This window comes from Priestia sp. ABM2_011, assembly GCF_056158845.1.
Genome location: NZ_JBSWUB010000002.1, coordinates 1 through 19,977, shown reverse-complemented (window position 1 = coordinate 19,977; position 19,977 = coordinate 1). Strand labels below are relative to the sequence as shown.

Annotated in this window: 18 protein-coding genes and 1 pseudogene; 6 read left to right on the top strand and 13 right to left on the bottom strand. The window is 34.1% G+C overall.

Translation table 11 applies throughout. From position 1 onward, the window contains the following. Window positions 1-61 precede the first annotated feature (61 nt). The gene (locus tag ACXAE4_RS26680; RefSeq protein ID WP_014462123.1) at window positions 62-1,144 is read left to right on the top strand and encodes a glycosyltransferase family 4 protein; all 1,083 of its coding nucleotides are present in this window, start codon (window positions 62-64) and stop codon (window positions 1,142-1,144) included. Window positions 1,145-1,178: 34 nt separating this feature from the next. Here the strand turns inward: ACXAE4_RS26680 and ACXAE4_RS26675 are convergent, their stop codons facing one another. The 3 genes from ACXAE4_RS26675 to ACXAE4_RS26665 form a co-directional block, all read right to left on the bottom strand. Continuing rightward, a complete protein-coding gene (locus ACXAE4_RS26675) occupies window positions 1,179-2,423 on the bottom strand; it encodes a glycosyltransferase family 4 protein (protein ID WP_098112988.1) in 1,245 nt (414 codons plus the stop codon). A 564-nt stretch (window positions 2,424-2,987) separates the two neighbouring features. Then, window positions 2,988-3,719: a glycosyltransferase gene (locus ACXAE4_RS26670; protein WP_098112989.1), complete on the bottom strand. Its 732-nt coding sequence runs from the start codon at window positions 3,717-3,719 to the stop codon at window positions 2,988-2,990. Between the two features lie 280 nt (window positions 3,720-3,999). Then, window positions 4,000-4,890 (bottom strand): NAD-dependent epimerase/dehydratase family protein, encoded by an 891-nt coding sequence (locus ACXAE4_RS26665; protein ID WP_098112990.1) that lies wholly within the window; start codon window positions 4,888-4,890, stop codon window positions 4,000-4,002. A 215-nt stretch (window positions 4,891-5,105) separates the two neighbouring features. Here ACXAE4_RS26665 and ACXAE4_RS26660 point away from each other — a divergent pair, with 215 nt between their 5' ends. From ACXAE4_RS26660 to ACXAE4_RS26645, 4 genes are all read left to right on the top strand, one after another. Beyond that, window positions 5,106-6,329 (top strand): glycosyltransferase family 4 protein, encoded by a 1,224-nt coding sequence (locus ACXAE4_RS26660; RefSeq protein ID WP_098112991.1) that lies wholly within the window; start codon window positions 5,106-5,108, stop codon window positions 6,327-6,329. A 114-nt stretch (window positions 6,330-6,443) separates the two neighbouring features. After that, entirely contained in the window at window positions 6,444-7,361 is a 918-nt protein-coding gene (locus ACXAE4_RS26655; protein ID WP_098112992.1) for an NAD-dependent epimerase/dehydratase family protein, read from the top strand. A 137-nt stretch (window positions 7,362-7,498) separates the two neighbouring features. Continuing rightward, window positions 7,499-8,122, top strand: coding sequence for a DUF1796 family putative cysteine peptidase (locus ACXAE4_RS26650; RefSeq protein WP_048022238.1), 624 nt, complete (start codon window positions 7,499-7,501; stop codon window positions 8,120-8,122). A gap of 310 nt (window positions 8,123-8,432) precedes the next feature. Then, window positions 8,433-8,603 carry an SPOR domain-containing protein gene (locus tag ACXAE4_RS26645; protein ID WP_176521415.1) on the top strand — a complete coding sequence of 57 codons (171 nt, stop codon included), beginning with the start codon at window positions 8,433-8,435 and terminating at the stop codon, window positions 8,601-8,603. 207 nt (window positions 8,604-8,810) lie between these two features. Here ACXAE4_RS26645 and ACXAE4_RS26640 read toward each other — a convergent pair whose 3' ends face one another. The 6 genes from ACXAE4_RS26640 to ACXAE4_RS26615 form a co-directional block, all read right to left on the bottom strand. After that, window positions 8,811-9,635, bottom strand: a complete 825-nt coding sequence (locus ACXAE4_RS26640) for a dTDP-4-dehydrorhamnose reductase family protein (RefSeq protein WP_475237388.1) — start codon at window positions 9,633-9,635, stop codon at window positions 8,811-8,813. After that, window positions 9,636-10,622: a polysaccharide biosynthesis protein gene (locus ACXAE4_RS26635; protein WP_048022242.1), complete on the bottom strand. Its 987-nt coding sequence runs from the start codon at window positions 10,620-10,622 to the stop codon at window positions 9,636-9,638. After that, a complete protein-coding gene (wecB, locus tag ACXAE4_RS26630; RefSeq protein ID WP_098112994.1) occupies window positions 10,615-11,706 on the bottom strand; it encodes a non-hydrolyzing UDP-N-acetylglucosamine 2-epimerase in 1,092 nt (363 codons plus the stop codon). The genes ACXAE4_RS26635 and wecB overlap by 8 nt, the downstream gene beginning before the upstream one ends. A 404-nt stretch (window positions 11,707-12,110) precedes the next feature. Next, window positions 12,111-12,806: a DUF1796 family putative cysteine peptidase gene (locus ACXAE4_RS26625; RefSeq protein WP_098112995.1), complete on the bottom strand. Its 696-nt coding sequence runs from the start codon at window positions 12,804-12,806 to the stop codon at window positions 12,111-12,113. Window positions 12,807-12,946: 140 nt separating this feature from the next. After that, window positions 12,947-13,627 carry a DUF1796 family putative cysteine peptidase gene (locus ACXAE4_RS26620; RefSeq protein WP_226556551.1) on the bottom strand — a complete coding sequence of 227 codons (681 nt, stop codon included), beginning with the start codon at window positions 13,625-13,627 and terminating at the stop codon, window positions 12,947-12,949. Between the two features lie 212 nt (window positions 13,628-13,839). Next, window positions 13,840-15,087, bottom strand: coding sequence for a S8 family peptidase (locus ACXAE4_RS26615; protein ID WP_098112996.1), 1,248 nt, complete (start codon window positions 15,085-15,087; stop codon window positions 13,840-13,842). A 552-nt stretch (window positions 15,088-15,639) separates the two neighbouring features. Between ACXAE4_RS26615 and hepT the strand changes: the two are divergent. Next, window positions 15,640-16,043, top strand: a pseudogene (hepT, locus tag ACXAE4_RS26610) (type VII toxin-antitoxin system HepT family RNase toxin). Window positions 16,044-16,195: 152 nt separating this feature from the next. Here hepT and ACXAE4_RS26605 read toward each other — a convergent pair. The 4 genes from ACXAE4_RS26605 to ACXAE4_RS26590 form a co-directional block, all read right to left on the bottom strand. Continuing rightward, window positions 16,196-16,384 (bottom strand): hypothetical protein, encoded by a 189-nt coding sequence (locus ACXAE4_RS26605; protein WP_014462141.1) that lies wholly within the window; start codon window positions 16,382-16,384, stop codon window positions 16,196-16,198. 208 nt (window positions 16,385-16,592) lie between these two features. Continuing rightward, window positions 16,593-16,835, bottom strand: coding sequence for a hypothetical protein (locus ACXAE4_RS26600; protein ID WP_098112997.1), 243 nt, complete (start codon window positions 16,833-16,835; stop codon window positions 16,593-16,595). A 72-nt stretch (window positions 16,836-16,907) separates the two neighbouring features. Then, a complete protein-coding gene (locus tag ACXAE4_RS26595; protein ID WP_098112998.1) occupies window positions 16,908-17,189 on the bottom strand; it encodes a hypothetical protein in 282 nt (93 codons plus the stop codon). Window positions 17,190-17,683: 494 nt separating this feature from the next. Next, on the bottom strand, window positions 17,684-19,024 hold the full coding sequence (locus ACXAE4_RS26590) for an FAD-binding oxidoreductase (RefSeq protein WP_475237385.1): 1,341 nt from the start codon (window positions 19,022-19,024) through the stop codon (window positions 17,684-17,686). Between the last annotated feature and the right edge of the window lie 953 nt (window positions 19,025-19,977).

Sequence of the window (19,977 nt, the reverse complement as noted above, 5' to 3'; positions counted from 1 at the left end):
AACACGGTTTACATATGAAATAGAAGTTTATTAATTCTACACGTAAAGGTGGAGAGGGAAAATGAATGTATTATTCGTGTTTTATGTTCCAAGTGGAGGAGTAGAAACGTTAAATCGTCAAAGGTGTAAAGCCCTTAAAAAGTACAACATTAATGCTCATTGCCTTTATTATGAAAATAGAAAGAAAAGCATAAATGACCATGGGACCCAAACGTTTGTAACGAATGAAGACCATGAAATTAAAAAAATACTTGATGAAGGAGATTATAGTCTCATTGTCATTGTCTCAGATTTTCAAGCTCTTCCTCGGTTTAGATCGCTTGGATATCAAGGGAAAATGATTATTGAAATACAAGGATACGGCCCAAAAAGTACAGCGAAATCTGCTCTTACAGATGCTATACCTCTTGTCACTAACTATGCTTCAGGATTTCTTAATCCCAAGACTCCTCATATCGTGCAATTACTAGATGAACTCTACCCCTCATTTCCAAAGTTTAGTTTCAACAATTGTTTTGATACTAATCAGTTCTCCTATAAAGCTGTACCTACTAGTCATCAGCCTAACGTCGCATGGATTGGGCGAATCGAAGATAACAAAAATTGGAGAGAGTTCTTAAAAATCGGTAGCGAATTAATCCATAATCACAATTCAAACATACGATTACATATGTTTGAAGACCCTACTCTAAGCGAAGCTAAGGAAAGAGGTCAATTTGAAAAATTAATTAAACAGTTAGATTTAGAAAAACATCTTTTTCTTCATGCAAACGTTCCGAATGATCAAATGGCCGTTTATTTTTCCATGATAGGGGAATCAGGCGGATTTTTATGCTCTACTTCAAAGGTAGAAGGAGCCCCATATTCTCTTCTTGAAGCGATGAGTTGTAAATGTCCGGTTTTAACCACTGACTCCGATGGCGTAAGAAGCTCAATTATTCATAATAAAACGGGGAAATACTATACATTAGGTGACGTTACCGAAGCTGTTAAAGAGGCAAAGGAGTTAATGACGGATTCTCAGTTAAGAGAAAAGATACGTAAAGATGCTTTTGAGCACGTAAAAGTAAATTTCAACCCAGATTTATACTGTGTGAATTTTATTTCAATGATTCAATCACTGGGACTAAACCTCAGTAAGTAAATAAAATACCAGATATTTTCTAGTATCTGGTATTTTATTTTTCTTGATTTTCTGTGTTAAGTTTTTCTGCTTGTTCGTAAAGCGACAAAAAATTAGTAACCATTTTGTTAAGGTCCCATTTATCTTGAGCCCACTCTTTTGTACAAGAAGCTAGCTGGTTTCGAAGTAAATCATTTGCAAGCAAATACTTTAATTGCTCATACAGTTCATAAATATTTCCTACAGAAGAGACTAGCCCGCTCCTTCCCACTTCAATCATTTCAGGTAATCCAGCTGTATCGCTAATAAGAACAGGAAGACCTGCAAGCTGGGCTTCCATAACAGAATAAGGCTGAGTATCGTGAATACTAGGGTGAACAAAGATATCGGCTTCTCTAAGGAAATGAAGAACATTATTCGAAGCACCTAAAAATCTAACTTTATCTTTTAGATCTAAGTTTGTGCATTGTTTTTCTAATGCCCCTTTAATTTCGCCTTCCCCCAGTATCCAGCATTCCCAATCCTCTCTATCTTCTTTTAAGAGGGAAAGGGCATCTAAGAGGTGATGAATGCCTTTTAAATAGACGAGCCTTCCCATATAAAGGATAATTTTTCTACTCTGCTTAGGCCCGATAAATGGCCTTTCTATGGCATCCATATGGAACTTTTGGCTATTAATTCCATATGGAAAGGTAACAATTTTTTCTGAAGGAATAGAAAAATTATCTACGATATTATGAGACATCCATTCGGTTGGACTATGAATGAAATCACTTGCCTCATATCCTAACTTCTCAATTACCTGGTGATATTGATATTCAAATGTGGCCTCTATTTGTTTGTCTGTTTTATGAGGATGCATGGTTTTGAGTGTGAAAAAAATATCTTTTGACAGATTTCCAAGAGCACTAGTCACAAGTGGGGTATGAGAAGGTTTAACTCGATTTATAGCGTTTGCCGCTGTGACATCTAGCGCATGTATGAGGTCATATTGCTGAAGATTATAACATGCTGCCGAAAGCTCTAAGCTATAACGAAATAACTCAGTGTTGTATATCCAACTCTTCACTGGGAGTGAAGGAAGCTCAGTAAGCAATTTTTCTTCAATATAGGAGGAAAAAACTTCAATATCTATTTCTGGCTTTTGTCCAATGATTCGATATTTATTTAAATCAGGCGTCTGACTAAGGACATGAACTGTATGACCTGACTCTTTCAGTGACTGTTGGAGTGAGGAGACAAATGTCCAAACGCCTCCGGTATAGGGGAGTGGGTAATAGGAAACTAATAAAATCTTCATTTTATAATCATCCTTTAATTATTTTCTCTCTATTCAATAGGAAGAGGAGAAGAATAAGAATTTTCAACGTCTAAAGCACTTCATTTAGTATGAGAAAGAATTATACTTACAACCCCAGGATCAGGTATCTTATAATTGGTAGGTAAATTAGTTTTTATTTCATTTAAAAACTCAATTAGATGTTCATCAAATAACGAATCCTTATTATCCTTCATGTATGTCCCTTCTTTTCTCAAAATTGATATATGCTTAAATTTTTATTGTTTTGCAAATCCCTATTTATATAATATGTCCAAAATTTTTAATTGGCACGGACGAGTGCACGCTGATAGTAGATAAATATAATGACAAGTTTTGCAAATTTTTTTACAAAGTGTGTTTATTAAAGTTTCCATACAGATTTGTATGTAATAAACTTTACACATTTCCATGTAAAGTTTTTAGAGTGAAAGATAAACTTGTGTCCTAATAATGCGTTTCATTTATTAAATGAAAGTAACGAGTGGAATGCTTATAAAAGGAATAAATAGGGGGGGAAGGGTAATCATAGAAGAGTAAGCTCACCTAATCTTGCGAAGGGTGTGATTTTGACTTGCTGATATATTTTTGCAGCAGAGGGCGGTAATGAAACTCGATAGTTTTCATTTCTTCTCTCATCTCATTTTGGTATCTGCTGGTGCCCGAATGTTCATGAGAACGAAATTTTGTAAGTGCTTCATCATAATAATGGATTTCATAGCCATTAACAAGCATACGAAACCACATCTCATAATCCTGAGTATAGCGAAAATCCGGAGAAAAAATCCCAATTTCATCAAAGATTTTCTTTTTTATAAGAATGGTACAACCGTTGATAGCATTATACGTTAAGTAGGCGTTATACACTTCTTCTAAACTGGAGAAACGTTTACAGCACCAAGGTATTAAAACTTCATTATCTTTATTAATGTAGTCAAAGTTAGTAAAGCTGGCATCTATGTTCTTTTGCGTCATAAAGTTTAGCTGTTTAGAAATTTTTTCAGGAACAAAATAATCATCTGAGCTTAACCAAGCTATATACTCTCCTGTAGCAACGAATAAACCAGTATTTATTGCAGTAGCCGTTCCACCGTTTTCTTTTCTTATATAAACAATTTTATCTTTAAATGACTCTATCTTCGCAGTGTGGGACGTTGAACCATCGTCTACCACAACTACTTCGATATTTTCATAAGTTTGGTTTAAGGCACTTTCGATCGCTTGATCGACAAAGGCACAGTTGTAAAAAGGAATAATTATTGATACTTTTGGACCCATTGTTTCCCCTCCGAAAAAAATTTTTAATAGCATAAGTGAAACGTAGTCTAAATTACGACTTTTGCAGGTGAATAAAAGGTGAAGATGATCATTTTAAGTTTATTAATGAAAGCACACTCTTGATTAGAATATGCATAAACCTCCTTAAGTGACATGCTTTCTCAGAAACTTCATTTACATAAAACATTCGATTTTATAAGAGAATGGTTACTTTTACGCACTTGAATTTTAATTCTCCATAAAGGTAAAGGGGAAGGGATTCTAACGATAGAAAGGTTCTTTAACGATAAAATTCAATAATGTCTTGGATAGTAGATTCTAATGTTATAGTTGGTTGCCAACCCAATTCAGTTAGTGCTGTAGGGTTTAAAGTAACGAAAGTATTTAACGGACTTGTATCATCTACTTTCACTTGAAACTTGATAGAAGTTATCTTTTTGAAGATATTTATAACATCTTGTAAAGAATGATTTTTTCCGGAGGAGACATTGTACGAACGCCCATTCTCTCCTTTTCTAAGTAGAAAATCATAGGCTCTAACGGCATCTCGTACGTCTAAGAAGTCAAAATGATTATTTAAGTTACTGACCCTCAGATATTGTTCTTCCCCTGCTTTCTCCATATCTATAATTTTTTTAGCGAAAATGGAACAAACTCCTTTAGAGAAGCCAGGACCTATAAGATTTGATGGTTGAGCGACAACAACATTCATATTGTATTGATTTGACCAAAATTGCGAAATGAGGGTTTGAATGGTCTTACTCAGACCATAGGGGTGATTAAACGTGGCTGGAACCGTTGGATCAAACTGAAGAGCAGAACCTACAATAACAGCTTTACAAGAAGGCATCTCTTTTCTAAGAGCATCGAGTAAGTATGCTGTAGCCATTGCATTTACTTCTAGAGATTGAATGGGATTATCCCAGGATAATCCCACAGCGTTTTGACCTGCCAAATGAAGGAGGTAGTCCGGCTTGGTTATTGAAATTAACTCCTTTACTGACTCATTATTAGATAGATTGCATGTTCTGCATTTAATTTGCTTATTAGAAAATGAATTCATGTTTGTGATAGCTACGACGTCAAACTCTAATCTTGAAAAATAATCACATGCGTGAAGTCCAGTAAATCCACTAGCACCGGTAATTAGTAACGTAGGTTTCTTATCCACTAACGACACCCCACTCTGAATAATAATCTAATAAATAAAACTTATTATAGATGTATGCTTAAAAAGCTAAATATTTCATCTAATGCTCAACAAGACACGATCCTAAAACATAGGGTAAAAATACAGGCAGAGGTCTATAGCATTACCAAATTCCATGAATACCTATATAGAGAGACTTTTAGAACGTGAATGCTATGGGAAGAGGAGAGAACATAATGAAAATACTGCTTGCTACATTTTGGGAAGTTCCCCATGTAGGTGGAGTTTGGAATTATATGCAGCAATTAAAGCAAGAACTTGAAGGGTTAGGTCATGAAGTAGATTTACTTGGACATGGACTTGGAAATAAATCAGTTCATATTGTTAATAAAAATATAGAGGTAATTAAAGATGAACTATCATTAGTAGAAGAATTGGAACAACATGAGAAAAATACTCCTATTCTATATAAAGATCCAGTAGTGAAATTTTATGAAAAAGAACGTATTGGTTATACAAGAGGTGTTTCTCGGTTAAATATCAACCAATATGATTTAATTCACACACAAGACGTTGTAGCAACTGCGTGTATTCGTTCCTTAAAGAGTGTAAAAACGCCGGTGGTAGCAACTATACATGGTTGTGTTGCTCACGAGTTAAATCGCTACATCAAAGACATTTTGAAGGCTCCTACAGCTGATATAGCTACTAAATATTTTAATGAACTTGAACATACAGGTGCTATGGCTGCTGATTGTACTATAGTTGCAAATCATTGGTTAAAGGAAATTTTAATTCAGGAATTTAGGGTTAATGAGCATCAACTTAAAGTGTTTCATTACGGATATGATATAGATTCTTTTTTAAAGCGAATGCAAACACCATCTAAGGTTCATCCACCAGTTGGTCAACAAGTAATTATTTATACAGGGAGATTAGCTGAAATTAAAGGTATTCATCATCTATTAAAGGCTCTCAGTGAACTCAAAAAAATTAAGAAAGGCTGGGTCTGCTGGGTCGTTGGAGATGGAGATCAAAAAGCTGAGTTGAAGGCTCAGAGTAGAGCGCTCGGTTTAGGTAAGAGGGTTTTATTTTTAGGTAATAGAAACGATGTGCCTTCTTTACTCTCTCTTGCTAACATTTTTGTTTTGCCAAGTCTTATAGAGAATCAACCTTTATCAGTTATTGAAGCTCAGATTGCTAAAAAACCAGTAATAGTAAGTGACGCAGGGGGATTACCTGAAATGGTTCAGCATGGATCCACAGGATTAATTTTCCCGGCAGGTGATGCCACATCGTTATGTGAAAATCTTTATAATTTGCTAATAGATCCAGCATATAGAGGCATGTTAGGAGCCAATGCACAAGAATGGGCTTTAAAACATTGGGATCAGAAAGATGCAGTTCAAAAAGTTCTAGATGTTTATAAAGAGGTGCTTTCACATAAGAGTGAAATGTAAATATATCGAAAAGGAAGCTAAATGTCTTTTTTGGAAATTATTGGGTATGTAGCTTATACAGGAGCCCTATAGGTGACATATACTATTAAAACTTTAAAGAGGAGAGAATAGTATATGAAGGCTGTAGTAACTGGTGGGGCGGGATTTATTGGTTCCCATCTTGTAGAAGAGCTCATTAGACAAGGCTTTAATGTCCACATAATTGATAACTTAATTTCTGGAAAGTATGATAATATACACCCTCTTGCTACTTTTCATATAGAAGATATATGTAGTGATCAAGCCAAACAAATCATTCTAGATGAAAAGCCTGACGTAGTCTTTCACTTAGCTGCTCAGGCAGATGTTTCACGATCTATCCAATCGCCTCAATATGACGCAGATGTGAACATAAAAGGAACTATAAATTTGCTGGAAGCCTGTAGAGATGCTTCGGTAGGTAAGTTTATATTTGCCTCTACTTCAGCTGTATATGGAAATCTACAAAAGGACTTAATTACTGAACAAGATGCAACTGTGCCAGCTTCTTATTACGGTCTGTCGAAACTAGCTGCTGAATCGTATATACGTCTATTTCATTATTTGTATAATTTACCATATACAATTCTTCGATACGGAAATGTATATGGGCCACGGCAAACGCCAAAAGGAGAAGGCGGAGTAGTAGCAGTTTTTTTAGAAAGGTTGAGCAAAGGGCTTTCATTTAATATTCATGGTGATGGGGAACAGACACGTGATTTTATATATGTAAAAGATATTGTTCAAGCTAATATTGCAGCAATTAAAAAAGGGAACCAAGAGGTTGTTCACGCCAGTACTACAAACAAAACTTCAGTGAACGATTTATTAAAAAACCTTGAGTATATTCATGGTTCTAATATTGATGTTGTTTATACAGAAGGAAGACCTGGGGATATCAAACATAGTTGTCTCGACAGTGAGAAAGCACAAAAGCTATTAGAATGGTCTTCAAGAGTATCTGTTTTAGAGGGGTTAAAGGAAACATATACTTTCTCTAGAAAAAAAGCTTAGTATTTAAGCTTTTCTACATTTCTTAACTAGTTGTCTATTTTATTAACTATATGCTCATTAGCCCTAACATTTTAGGATAGGCCTGCATTTAATATTGTATAGCCTTGTACAATAAGACCCTTTAAGGAGCAACCCATATGAAACTAGAAGATTTAAAAGGGGCATATAGCGCCATTTTTAGTTTAGGCGATTTATGTTTGACATCTCTTCAACTGAGAGACAATAACTTAAGAAAATTTGCGGGGATTTTAGATTGGGTATCCTCACCGGATTTGAAAAAGGTAAACATGCTTTTGAAAGATCAGTTTGCTGACTTTTTAAACCCGGATAATTTAAGGATAATCCAGTACGTATCTGATTGGGATTTATTAGTGTGGGATGAAATTTATAATATAGGGTTTAACCACGATTTTAAGACTGATAAAAATACACTTTCTCACTTAGGAGGATACGGGGAGGTTAAAGAGAAGTACGATAGAAGAATTCACCGGTTTTTAGAGAATTTATCTACTGGCCAGCGTATTCTGTTTATTAGAACGGAAGCTAATCGTGAAGAAGCTGCAGAGCTTGAGAGCATTTTATCTACTATGATTGAAAGTGACTTTAGCATTCTAATTATTAATCATACGGATGTGAATGATTTAGTTGAAAAAGAATGGTCGCTAAATAAAGTTTGTGCTATTGAATTACCCAATCAAGATAAATGGAACGCAAATAATCATTATTGGAAAAGGATACTTGATGGTGTTTCCCTTTTATAAGTACGTTAGCTTTCCCTTTAATGTATTTATAAAAGGTTATGTTTTTCAAATGACATCTTTAGGAGATTTGAATGGGAAGAAAACCTCCACCATACTTATTTGGTGTATGTACTCACTTGCCTCTTGAAGCTTATTTAATATTTTCTATACATATAATCTCTATACAATACTAATGGACAAGTTGTATTAATTGAAATGGATACAGTGCAAAAAACTTTTCCTTGCGAAGGTTAAGGTGCTTTTCGAGGTGCCTATATAAAAGTCAATGTTAAAAAAACTAATTTGTTAACCGGATAAGGGGGGAAAGGATATGGATAATAAACAAATAGAGTTGAAACAAGGATACGATATAACTGGAAAGCAACGTTATCGAATTGTAACAGGAGCATTTATTGATAAGATTATAGCAGAACAAGTTGCAAAGGAAATAAAAGAACGCTACGGTCTTACTGTATACGTGATACCTGAGCACATTGAATAATCTCTAATGTAACTTTATTTTCATTTTACTATAAATTAGAATAAGAATAGACAGCTAAGCTATTTTTATAGAAATAGTCTAGCTGTCTATTCTTGTAGAAGTATACAATGAATTTTATTATCTGTTTCCCATAATACAATAAAGGAGAAATCATTTTTAGTGCTTCTCATTTTATCATGTTTTTCTTTTACTCATAGTTAGTGCTATTTATTTTGACATCCACTCTTTCAGCTCCATTAACATCTGTTGGTAACTAGGAGTTGGATAACAAATATTTGTCCGAGTACTAATAATAGTACGATCCAATATTACATCCTGATTAGGAATAATTTTGACATCATCTTTTTTAAAGATATCTTTAATTAATTCTAGTAATGCAAACTTTGATATTTTTTTCGGTGAGTGCAAATGATAGAGTCCGGAAGTATTATTTTCTAAGAAGAAGTCAATCGATTTAGCTAATTCTAATGTTGTTACTCCATTCCATAATGCTTTTTTATAACCCTTAATGGTACCCTTTTGTTTCATAAACCAAAGAAATAAGCCAATGCCATTCTCCTTTAACTCAGGTCCTATTATAGAGGTGCGGATTGTTAAATGTTTTTCGTCAATAATTTCACCAAGCTGTTTAGATTGAGCATATACAGAGGTACCATCCGGAACATCATGTTCTGTATAATCTCCTCTTGCCCCTGAAAAAACACAATCTGTACTGATATGAATTAATTTTCCTTGATGACGTTCAACAAATTTGGCCAACTGATGTGGGAGTAGGCTGTTTACCTGAAAAGCACGCATCGGATTATGACTAGCGTGTTCATTTAAAATTCCGATACAATTAATGAGGACATGGGGCTTAATAGATTCTATAGTCTCTTCAACATGCTTAAAGTCAGTTACATCCAAGTAAATAGCATCTTTATCTTTCGGGTCTCTTGATGTACAGAAAACATCATGATTTGTATGCTGTATAAAATATTTAGTAATTACATGCCCTGCCATTCCTTTTCCACCAAGAATTAGTACTTTCATTTAGATAAACCCGCCTTTCAGCAACATCTCTCTAATTTCCTCTTTACTAATCACTTGTTTACTTGAATCATATTTTTCTAAGTTTACTTGAGCATAGTTTGAATAATATTCTTTTAAGCCTTTAATATAAATTGGAGGTAGAATCACATAATACTCATCATCATAAGTAACAGTTGTTGCGCTTTCATATTCGGATAACAGAAGCTCGTGAATTTTTTCTCCAGGTCTTATACCTAATATTTCAATTTCAATCTTGTCTTTTCCAGAAGCTTCTATTAGTACATTTGCTAAGTCAATAATTCGACAAGTAGGCATTTTCATGACGAATATTTCCCCACCTAGACTTTCAAATGTGGCTTTAAAAACCAGCTTTATCGCATCCTCTAATGTTAAAAAGAAACGAGTCATCCCAGGGTCAGTAATACCGATTTTCCCTTTTTCTTGAATTTGTTTCTTGAATACATGAATAACGCTTCCGTTAGTTCCTAGAACGTTTCCTCCACGTATACAAACAAATTTAGTTTTAGTATTTAATGTGTTAGCGTGAATGATTAATCTTTCCCCCATTGCTTTTGATAAACCGTAAAAATTAGCTGGATTTGACGCTTTATCAGTGGAAATATAAACTACTCTATCTACATCACAGCTTATTGCTGCGTCTATTACATTTTGAGTACCATGTACGTTGGTTTTTAAGGCTTCGATTGGTTGATCTTCACATACAGGAACATGTTTTAAAGCAGCTAAGTGAAAGATATAATTTACGCCCTGACACGCTTCAATTAGTGCTTCTCTTTCCTTAATGTCTCCAATAATGAAATTTAACTTAGGATGATTATCAAATTCTTGCTTCATAGTAAATTGATTTGATTCATTCCTTGAAAAAACACGTATTTCTTTAGGGTTATGTGTTAGTAATTGTTTAACAAGTTCATACCCCCAAGAACCTGTGCCACCTGTTACTAAAATTGTCTTATTATTAAACACCTTTCATTCCTCCTAGTACCACTTTAATTACTTTGTCTGAAACATCTACATGACCATATCCTTCAGGGTACGACCAATTTTTTAATTGGTTCACCATTACATGAACACAGGTTACGATTTGGTTAGCATCTATTCCTGACAGCATGTTACTTCCACACTGAATGGTTTCTGGTCTTTCAGTTGTTTTGCGAATAGTTACCGTAGGAATATGAAACAAACAGCATTCTTCCTGAACTGTTCCGCTGTCTGTTAAGACACAAAAAGCATTCTTTTCTAGATTTACAAAATCAAAAAAACCAAAAGGTTCATGGTATTCTACTAATGGATGGACTTCTAGCAGTGGAATATTTTCTATCCGGGATTTAGTACGAGGATGAATACTGCATATTATTCTCTTTTGGTAAAATTCAGCTACCATATTAATACCTTTCATGATTTCCAACAGTCGATCTTCATGATCTACATTTTCCGCACGATGGGCTGTAACTAGAAAATAGTCACTTTTTTCTAAGGATAGTTCATTAAGAATGTTGCTGTTTTCAATGGAAGATTCATAATGTTTTAAAACCTCGTTAATTGGATTTCCAGAAGTAATAATACGATTTGAGGGAATACCTTCTTTAATTAAATTTTCTTTACTTTGAGGAGTATAGGGGAGGTTAAAGCTCGATATTGCATCAATAATTCGACGATTCTTTTCTTCTGGCACTTCTAAATCAAAACAACGGTTTCCGGCCTCCATATGAATGACTGATATACCCATTCTTTCTGCTAGAATTGCGCTTAAACCACTATTAGTATCGCCTAATATTAAAACTTTGTCCGGCTTTTCTTTTAAAAATAGCTGTTCGAGCTCTTTATACATCTTCGATAACTGTTCACCTAATGAGAGCTGCTGATTAGCCAATATATAGTCTGGTTTGCGTATGTTTAACTCTTGAAAAAATACCTCACTTAATGAAGGAGTGAAATTTTGTCCTGTATGCACTAAAACGTGCTGTGAAGCATATTCATCTAACTTTTTAATAATGAGGCTTAAACGTATAATTTCGGGCCTTGTACCCAAAATAGTCATAACTTTCATTCTTTACACACCCTATCCACCTTATTTATAAGCATAATTACCCTCTCCTAACTCGCATTCGGCCCCTTATTTATTAAAATATGCTTTTCCTTTTTTCTTGCTATAGGCTAATCTATTAATCTTCCCAATAAAAAGTGATAAGTCTAAAATGATAAGCCCTCCTCTTTAATTTAATAAGAATGATGGCTGCTTTTTTTGTGGTTCAATGTTTAAATCTTTCTCTGTAAGTTCTCTCCTAGAGGCTAAAATCTTATATTTTAGGCCGTCGAGTACGAATATTTAAAGAGTAAATACAGGGGTTCGAAAATCAGAAAAGACCTTGCTTCCTTTTTAAAAAGAAACAAGGTCTTTGATGCTTAATTTTATTCTTATTACATAAAATTGTATGAAAATAGTTGTGGAAATTAAGCCCAAAAATTAGTTAGACTTAATCCATTTAGCACATAGTCCCAAACAGCTTCATCATTTGGGTTGTCTAGAGGTACTTGAACTGAACAAATTCCATCAATTGTCCAGTTCATATCTATTACGCCTTTTAATCCGTCTAAAGGTTGAAGTAGTAGTATATTGAATGGACCTTTTACTAATTCCGATAATGTGGTTTTTAATTCTATCGCTTCTTCTGGAGTAGCTGCTCCCCATCTAATAAATAAAACAGAAGGGCTATTCTCAATTTTTTCAAAAAATCTCGTGATACGTTGATTAAGCTTCTCTTTATAAGAAGGATACATTACAGTCCAGTCTACATTTGGAATGATTGGGAAATCATGAACAGAAATAATGTTGTAATGCATATCGTGAATAAAATGAGCATTAACTGGTTCTGTTCCACCTTCTTCAGGGAAAATTGCGACACCGTCATCAAGAAAATGAGCATATCCATCAGTTCGCTGTAGATTTTCAAGGTCCATAAATCCACTAAATTTATTCTTTAACAACCTACTGACATCAGCAATTGAATTAGATATCATCCAGTCTAGAGGGAATGAAAATCTTCTCCAATTGTGTCTTCTTAAATTAAGGGAGGGACCACACCAACTACCTAGCCCTAGCATTAAGTCATAAGATCCTTTAATATCCTGTAAATTCAATATAATCATCCCTTTTTATTTAGCAATCCTATTATAGTAAATGCTAAACCTTGTACATTTGATTGGACAAAGTAACTATATATTTATAAGAAAGTCTTAGTTAAAAAGACACTGGGACTGAATAGGATAGATTTCCACGTGGCGCCCATCTAGTGACGTAGTAATATTCCATCTAGAACATAGTCCCAAGTCGAAACATTATTTGGATCGTGTGGTACACTGACCATACATACATTATTAATTTCCCAGTCAACTTCGGTAGGAGTCTGTATACCGTCTACGGGATTAAGGATAAGTATTCTAATCTGCGCTTTTGTAAGAGAGGATAAGATTTTTTGTAATTCAGTTGCTTCCTCATATTTAGCTCCCCACCTTATAAACAAAATTGATTTACTGCTCATCATCTTTTTCATAAACCTGTTAACTCTGTAATCAAGGTTTTTTTTGAATTTTGGATACATATCGGTCCAATCTTTATTAGGCACTATGGCAAAATCATGAGCTGAGAAGATATTGTAATAAGTGTCCTGTATAATATAAGATTTAGTTGATTTATATAGATTTTGATGAGGAAATCTAAGCATTTTATCATTAAAATATACATAATCTCCGCTGTCATCTACTAAACTCATATTCTCAATCTGCATAAATCCATTAAACTTATTCTGAAGTAGTCTATTTACATCTGAAAGATACGGAGAATAGCTCCAGTCAAGTGGACTTGAGGTAAAACTTCTCAAATTTAATCGATTCAGTTGTAGTGCAGGATTACAAGCACTACCTAAGCTAATGATTAAATCATATTGCCCTTTAACATCCTGTAAATTCACATTAATTCTCCTATTATTTAAATTTTTATATACACATATTTGATTGGTAGATTTACTTAGAAGACATACATGTACATGGTTATTCAGTCAGTTGCTCTTATAATATAAAAAGCACTGATAATCGGGGTTTCAGCGCTTTTTATACCCTTTATAGACCTGTGTTAAATAAAATTGTTAACACCCGCAATAGATGGATTCTTTAAAGTTTAATGCTAGCGAACTGCTCGATTTGCATTAATTCTTCCATAAGTCCAGTATAATCCTGTACCTGGTACTACATCGCACGTGGATTGAATAGTATTTCTAATTTGGAGATTGGTTTTTCCCTGAGCTGCTAGCAAGGCTGCAAGTCCTGAAACATGAGGGGCAGCCATAGAAGTACCGCTTAGATATGCGTAATAGCTGCCTATATAAGTAGACAAAATTGTTGAACCTGGAGCAGCAACATCTACCCAAGTGCCAAAATTGGAAAAATCAGATTTTTGATCATTGCTATCTGTAGAGGCCACAGCGATTACATTTTGATAAGCAGCTGGGTATGTTGGGGTACTAGAAGCTTCGTTTCCGGCTGCAGCTATAACTACTACTCCTTGGCTCCAAGCGTAATTCACGGCATTCTCTAAAGTGATTGAACTTTGAGTTGAACCTAGGCTCAAATTAATAACTTTTGCTCCTGCATTTGTTGAATAGGTAATTGCATTTGCAATATTACTCAATAGACCATTTCCACTGTTGTCAAGAGCACGAACGGGTATTATTGATGCTGACGGAGCCATTCCTGCAATGCCTAAACCATTCTCTGTAAGGGCTGCAGCTATGCCTGCTACGTGAGTTCCGTGTCCATTACCGTCGTTAGGAACTAGATTTCCATCTACAAAATTATAGCCAGGCCAAAGCTTAATAGATAGTTCAGGATGATTTAACTGAATTCCCGTGTCTACAATAGCAATTTTTATATTTCCATTACTAGTAGTAACATCCCAAGCATCTGGGGCTTGTACCTTCTGAGGACCATATTGATAAGGAAAAAAGGGGTCATTCGGGGTATATGAAGCTTTAAATGTATAATCTGGTTCTGCGTATTCTACTTCAGTTAATTCACTATAGCGTTTAATTAAGTCATTAATCTTTTTTTTAGAATGTAAGACCTGGAAATCAAGATCTTTGTTGTGATATATCAGTGTACATTTATTCTTACGATGAATATTTACTTGGTTTTCAAAGCACACATTCTTTTTGAACTTTACAATGATTTGGCTTGAGTTCTGAAAATCATCAGCTGTAAATTCCTTAGTACTAGCGTTGATACGGCGCTTAAATAGTGGTGATGCCTTTTTTATTGAAATGGTTCTTAGGTTTTTGACTGATTGTTGTTTTAAAATCTTAATAATATATTTCACTGCATAAAACAACAGGATAACAACAGAAACTGATAAAGTAGTAGCTAATAAATTAAGCATTTGTTCCCTCCTGGAAATCGCACTTTTTATAGAGTATTCACGATTTATTAAAAGGGTTTGGACAGAGTCTTTATTTAAACAAATAATTGTGTATTTTAAGAGAGTTATTAAAAGTGAAAAGTTATCCTATCTGTCATATTACTAATTTATCTTTAGATAATGAGTGTTATGTCTCGCTTTAAAGCACCAAATTTGTAATTAGAAAGAAAGCCACTAGTATATCTAGTGGCTTAGTCTTTAAAAATCGCTAAATTCTTCGAAATCATCGTCATCTAAAGGTCCAGAAACGTGTTCTAAATCTGCAATTTTGCCTTCTTTAATGCCCTGATTTACAGGTTGTTCTACGTCATCTTGTGTATGAGAAAAGCCATTAGCCAAAATTATACGACAGGCATTGTTATTTATTCAGATGATGACACGCTGCGTATGAATGAGCAAATGAAGGCTTTAAAGGTGTGTGCAAAGGTGTACTGCAGAAAGTAGATGAGACTGGGAGTATTTATTTAAAATGATATCATTTTAAATAAAATAAATGTGATTGAAACATGCAATATGTCCTACACGTATACCAGCAAAATTCCCAAAACTTACTGGATTATACGAAACAGGACTCTATTATTTTAAATATACAACGCGCTTGCCAAGCTTTTATTGATTTAGCGATGCTCATTGTAGCTGAAGAACGTTTGGGTCTTCCAAAAACGAGCAGAGAAGCTTTTGATATGTAGGAGTCTCAATCTATTATTACAAGCGAGATTGTTTATAGAATGAAAGCTATGGTAGGTTTCAAAAATATTGCTGTTCACGATTATCAAGCCATTAATCAAGATATTCTTCAGCAAATTTTGGACAAACATTTAAGTGATTTTACTATCTATACAAAGCAAATTCTTTATTATGGGCTTTGGAAAGGCATTGGTAAATATAAGGTGTATAGAAACTTACATATTATGTAATTAAGTTTGTGTTAGAACCTTTAGGCCTACAATCTTCGTTTTTGTTCTAAATGAATAGTTATATCTCTTAAAGTTGTATCTAATATATATTTAGACAGTAGGGAAGCATACTTTCAAGCTTCCCTACTAAATGCTTGTCCTAATTTAAATAATTAAGCTGTTTGCAGACCTTGGATTTCTTCAGCGTCTAAAACAATCACTCCTGCTGAAGTAGCGAAATAAGCTAAAGATCTTGCCTCATCGAAGCTTGAAAAAATAACGTTATTAATTTGAGTACCGCTTAAAAGTACACTTGCAATCGGTGTGCCAGGATCAAGAATTCTCAAAACCTCTGGAATCATACGCGGTGTCCCCCCTTGCTATACCAAATTAAATACAGATCATATGAATCTATATTTAATTTATTATATGTAAGTTTTAAGCAAAGGCTTGTACTATTTAATCATTTTCATTTAATCTTTTTTTGTGATTGAAAATAAGGACTTTAAGAGGGAATTGTTATATGAAATCTCTTTTAAGTCCTTACATATAATGGAATTTCCACACTAGCTAAAACTTCATACCGCCATCTATTACAATTACCCTTGAAGAAATTATCTCAGTGTTTGTAAATCCGATTCCTACGTTATAAGCATGAGTAGCTATTTCAGAATTAGGGTTCTTACTGGCTGTTTCTGCTGGGGGATTAATACTTACACTTCTTTTCTTCTTTTTTTGTGGGAAGGACTTGTCTACATAATACATACCATTTTTAAAATTATACTTCATATAATATGTTTGTATTTTAATCACCTTTTCTATACCCCTTATATTTTAGAGGGATTTTGCGAGATATTATTAGAATGGTTTTTTCTTCACTTCTCTTCAAAACTGAACTTTTTTTACTTTAGCATTTTTATTTCTTCTTCCACATTCTTTAACAATTACACCGTCTTGGTTCGCATTTTGTCCACCATGTTTAGCAACCTGACCGCCCTGATTAGCATTTTGACTGTGGTTACCACTAATCTGTCCTCCAGTTTCTGCATGGTTATAAATATAAATGCTAATATAGGTGCAGTTTTTTTCTCTTTTTTTCTTTTTGTTTTTTGAGCTGCAATTAGATTTTTTATTATGATGATAATTATTCCTTTCTATTGCGATCACCTCTTTTCTGATAAGTTAGGGAGAAGACGTGAGTAAATTCACTTTTACTCATTAATAGTGTATTCATAGGTAGACAAGCTGCAATATGAAAAAGCCTATATTTGGTAAAAAGAGCCTTTCATATTAGGTCTAGTGGCTGTTGTGATACGAGAGTAAGTACATTTAAATGTACAAGGGGTGTTTTTATTGTTAAAAGATCTAATTGGACGAACATTTCCTTCCTAAGGAAACTACGACTTCTAAAACAGCCTGTTATAAAAGCCAAGGGGGTTTAGGGGTTATATGTAATAGTAAAGCTCTTTTTCATAGATTTGGATAAATTTTTTAAGGTGAAAGATTTTTATGTGTGATATACAGGCCATTGTATTGAAGAGATTTCTATACTATATAGGGTTTAAATATAGAAAGAACTATTGCTGCTTTTTTTCGTCAATAGTTCTTTCTATATTAAATATTCAGTTGTATAGGTTGAGGCTTGATTGAATTTTGAGTAATTAACAAGATGGTGGGATGCTTTGAGGGAAATGAAATAAATTTTCAGGATCATATTTAGCCTTTATTTCTCGAAGTCTTGCGAAGTTTGACCCATAATATGCTTTTCCGAACTTTTCAATATTTTGGTCTGGAACATTAACATAGGACCCTTTTACATATGGTTTCATTAGTTGACGTACTTTTTCAACTGATGCAAGATTGGAAGCTTCTTGGGATTTATTTTCCCAACTAGATGTCCATTCTGTATAAAACAATGGACGGCGCCAAAAGAAGGCTGTTTCATTACTTGGTACTCTGCTTAGAGCACCACCCCAATTTATAAAAAAGAAATTGGCTTCTGTACCAGTAGCTTCTTCTAAAAACTTTTTCATAAATGAAATAGGCTCTTCGGACCACAGATCAAGTCCCCAAGCTGATGAAAATTTAACACTCTGATCGGATCTGCCAGGGATTGGTTCGTCAGGGTCTAAGAAATCTATAGCATCTGGATAGGACAATGTTTCTATAACTGTTTGTGTTGGGGTTCCAGCATTTAGTAAAGGCTTTAACAATTTAGTCAGTTCTTTTTTTGAACCTAAGAAAATCCCTTCTGCATGACACAAACCATTTACTTTGCTGTAAATCTCAAGTATGCACCCTAATCGTTCGTCTACAAATGGTGCCCATTCTTGCCAAGTTTTAAATACTGTTTCTAATTGATCCCATGGCCAAATAATATTGAAGACGGTTGCAGTTTTAGGGGCACGGTGAACTTTAAACGTGTATTCGGTATTATATCCAAAGTTCCCACCGCCACCACCTCTAGAAGCCCAAAATAAGTCCTTATTGCAAGATTGGTCTGCTTGAAGAATATGGCCTTTGGCATCTACTGTTTCCAGGGCAAGAAGGTTATCGCTTATAAGGCCAATTGATCGTGAGACTACTCCAAATCCTCCTCCCATCGTAATTCCTCCAATTCCAACAGTGGGGCTATCTCCAAACGGAGCCATAAAGCCTTCTCGAGCTAGCATCTTTACAAGTGGACCCACGTGAATTCCTGTTTGAACCGTTGCAATCTCACTTTTTTTATCAAGGCAAACTCTATTCATGTCACTTACATCAATAACAATTCCGCCATTTACTACTGAAAGGTTCTTATCTAAAGCATGGCGTCCGCTTCTGACACGTAAAGGTACTTTATTTTCCTGAGCCCATTTAATAGCATTACTGACATCGTAAGAATTTTGTGCAAAAACAAAGACAAGAGGACAGACATCAACATAAGGGTTCCAGTTCTTAATCGCTTGTTGATAGCCAGGATTTCCCTTAAAGATGACTCGTCCTGTTAACGGTGTTGACATGTATTTCACTCCCAATAAAGGTTAGATTTCTAATATTAGTATATGTGAAAATAGGACAAACTCTTGGGTGAGTTATCTAGTAACTAAAAAATATATGCCAAGGTTGTTAAAGGTATTGTTTGTAATAAATATGTTTTAGAAAAGAAATTTTTATTATTAGAAAGGTTATGGATTAAGAAAAAAGAGGTTGCACCTATTTAGACATGATAAAAATTATTGAACTGAATGATTCTGATTTCTTTGAATGAATTACGTTAATTGAAGATTATGCGATTTAAGGAATTATACTAAGTTTATTTCTATCTGCGTCAATATATTAAGTTAGAAAAATTTCTATGATATTGGACGAGCGTACAAGCTTGTCCTTAGGTTTATACATATAATAAGTAAATGAATATTGAAAAGAGGGACAAAAATGATGCCAAGATGTATACCTGATGTTCCACGTTGTATGCCTAAGATACCGCATTGTCTACCTAAAGTGCCAAACTGTATGCCTAAGATACCAAACTGTGTACCTGACGTTCCAAATTGTGTACCTAATATACCTTGTACTTCTAAAGACTAATCGTTTTTATTTTTTATAGAATAGAGCAATAGTTAATTTAAAGCAAAAAGATTAATCTTTTTGCTTTTTTCTTGTTTCAACATATATTCTGAAGGGTATTGTACTTTAATTAAGTCTCGTTTAAGCTATGGAACACTATTTCATCAAATCTCTTATTTTGGGTTGAGTTATAAATTTTACAACTGAAATATAATTGTTACCAATTCAGGTAGGAGATCAAAATACAACTAAAATAAAAAATAAAAAACTATTGATTTTTAAAAATAAGTGAATTATGATAATAAAGCGTCGTTAAGAGAGAAAGTGTTGATAACGATTTTTAAAAAAGTTATTGACATTTGTTTAATGGATTGTTATGATATTAAAGTCGCTTAAGGGCGGCGCT

Excerpts from the sequence above, each read along its gene's own strand:
- ACXAE4_RS26680 (WP_014462123.1), top strand. The coding sequence starts at position 62 with ATGAATGTATTATTCGTGTTTTATGTTCCAAGTGGAGGAGTAGAAACG.
- ACXAE4_RS26675 (WP_098112988.1), bottom strand. The coding sequence starts at position 2,423 with ATGAAGATTTTATTAGTTTCCTATTACCCACTCCCCTATACCGGAGGC.
- ACXAE4_RS26670 (WP_098112989.1), bottom strand. The coding sequence starts at position 3,719 with ATGGGTCCAAAAGTATCAATAATTATTCCTTTTTACAACTGTGCCTTT.
- ACXAE4_RS26660 (WP_098112991.1), top strand. The coding sequence starts at position 5,106 with ATGAAAATACTGCTTGCTACATTTTGGGAAGTTCCCCATGTAGGTGGA.
- ACXAE4_RS26655 (WP_098112992.1), top strand. The coding sequence starts at position 6,444 with ATGAAGGCTGTAGTAACTGGTGGGGCGGGATTTATTGGTTCCCATCTT.
- ACXAE4_RS26650 (WP_048022238.1), top strand. The coding sequence starts at position 7,499 with ATGAAACTAGAAGATTTAAAAGGGGCATATAGCGCCATTTTTAGTTTA.
- ACXAE4_RS26645 (WP_176521415.1), top strand. The coding sequence starts at position 8,433 with ATGGATAATAAACAAATAGAGTTGAAACAAGGATACGATATAACTGGA.
- ACXAE4_RS26640 (WP_475237388.1), bottom strand. The coding sequence starts at position 9,635 with ATGAAAGTACTAATTCTTGGTGGAAAAGGAATGGCAGGGCATGTAATT.
- wecB (WP_098112994.1), bottom strand. The coding sequence starts at position 11,706 with ATGAAAGTTATGACTATTTTGGGTACAAGGCCCGAAATTATACGTTTA.
- ACXAE4_RS26625 (WP_098112995.1), bottom strand. The coding sequence starts at position 12,806 with ATGATTATATTGAATTTACAGGATATTAAAGGATCTTATGACTTAATG.
- ACXAE4_RS26615 (WP_098112996.1), bottom strand. The coding sequence starts at position 15,087 with ATGCTTAATTTATTAGCTACTACTTTATCAGTTTCTGTTGTTATCCTG.
- ACXAE4_RS26605 (WP_014462141.1), bottom strand. The coding sequence starts at position 16,384 with ATGATTCCAGAGGTTTTGAGAATTCTTGATCCTGGCACACCGATTGCA.
- ACXAE4_RS26590 (WP_475237385.1), bottom strand. The coding sequence starts at position 19,024 with ATGTCAACACCGTTAACAGGACGAGTCATCTTTAAGGGAAATCCTGGC.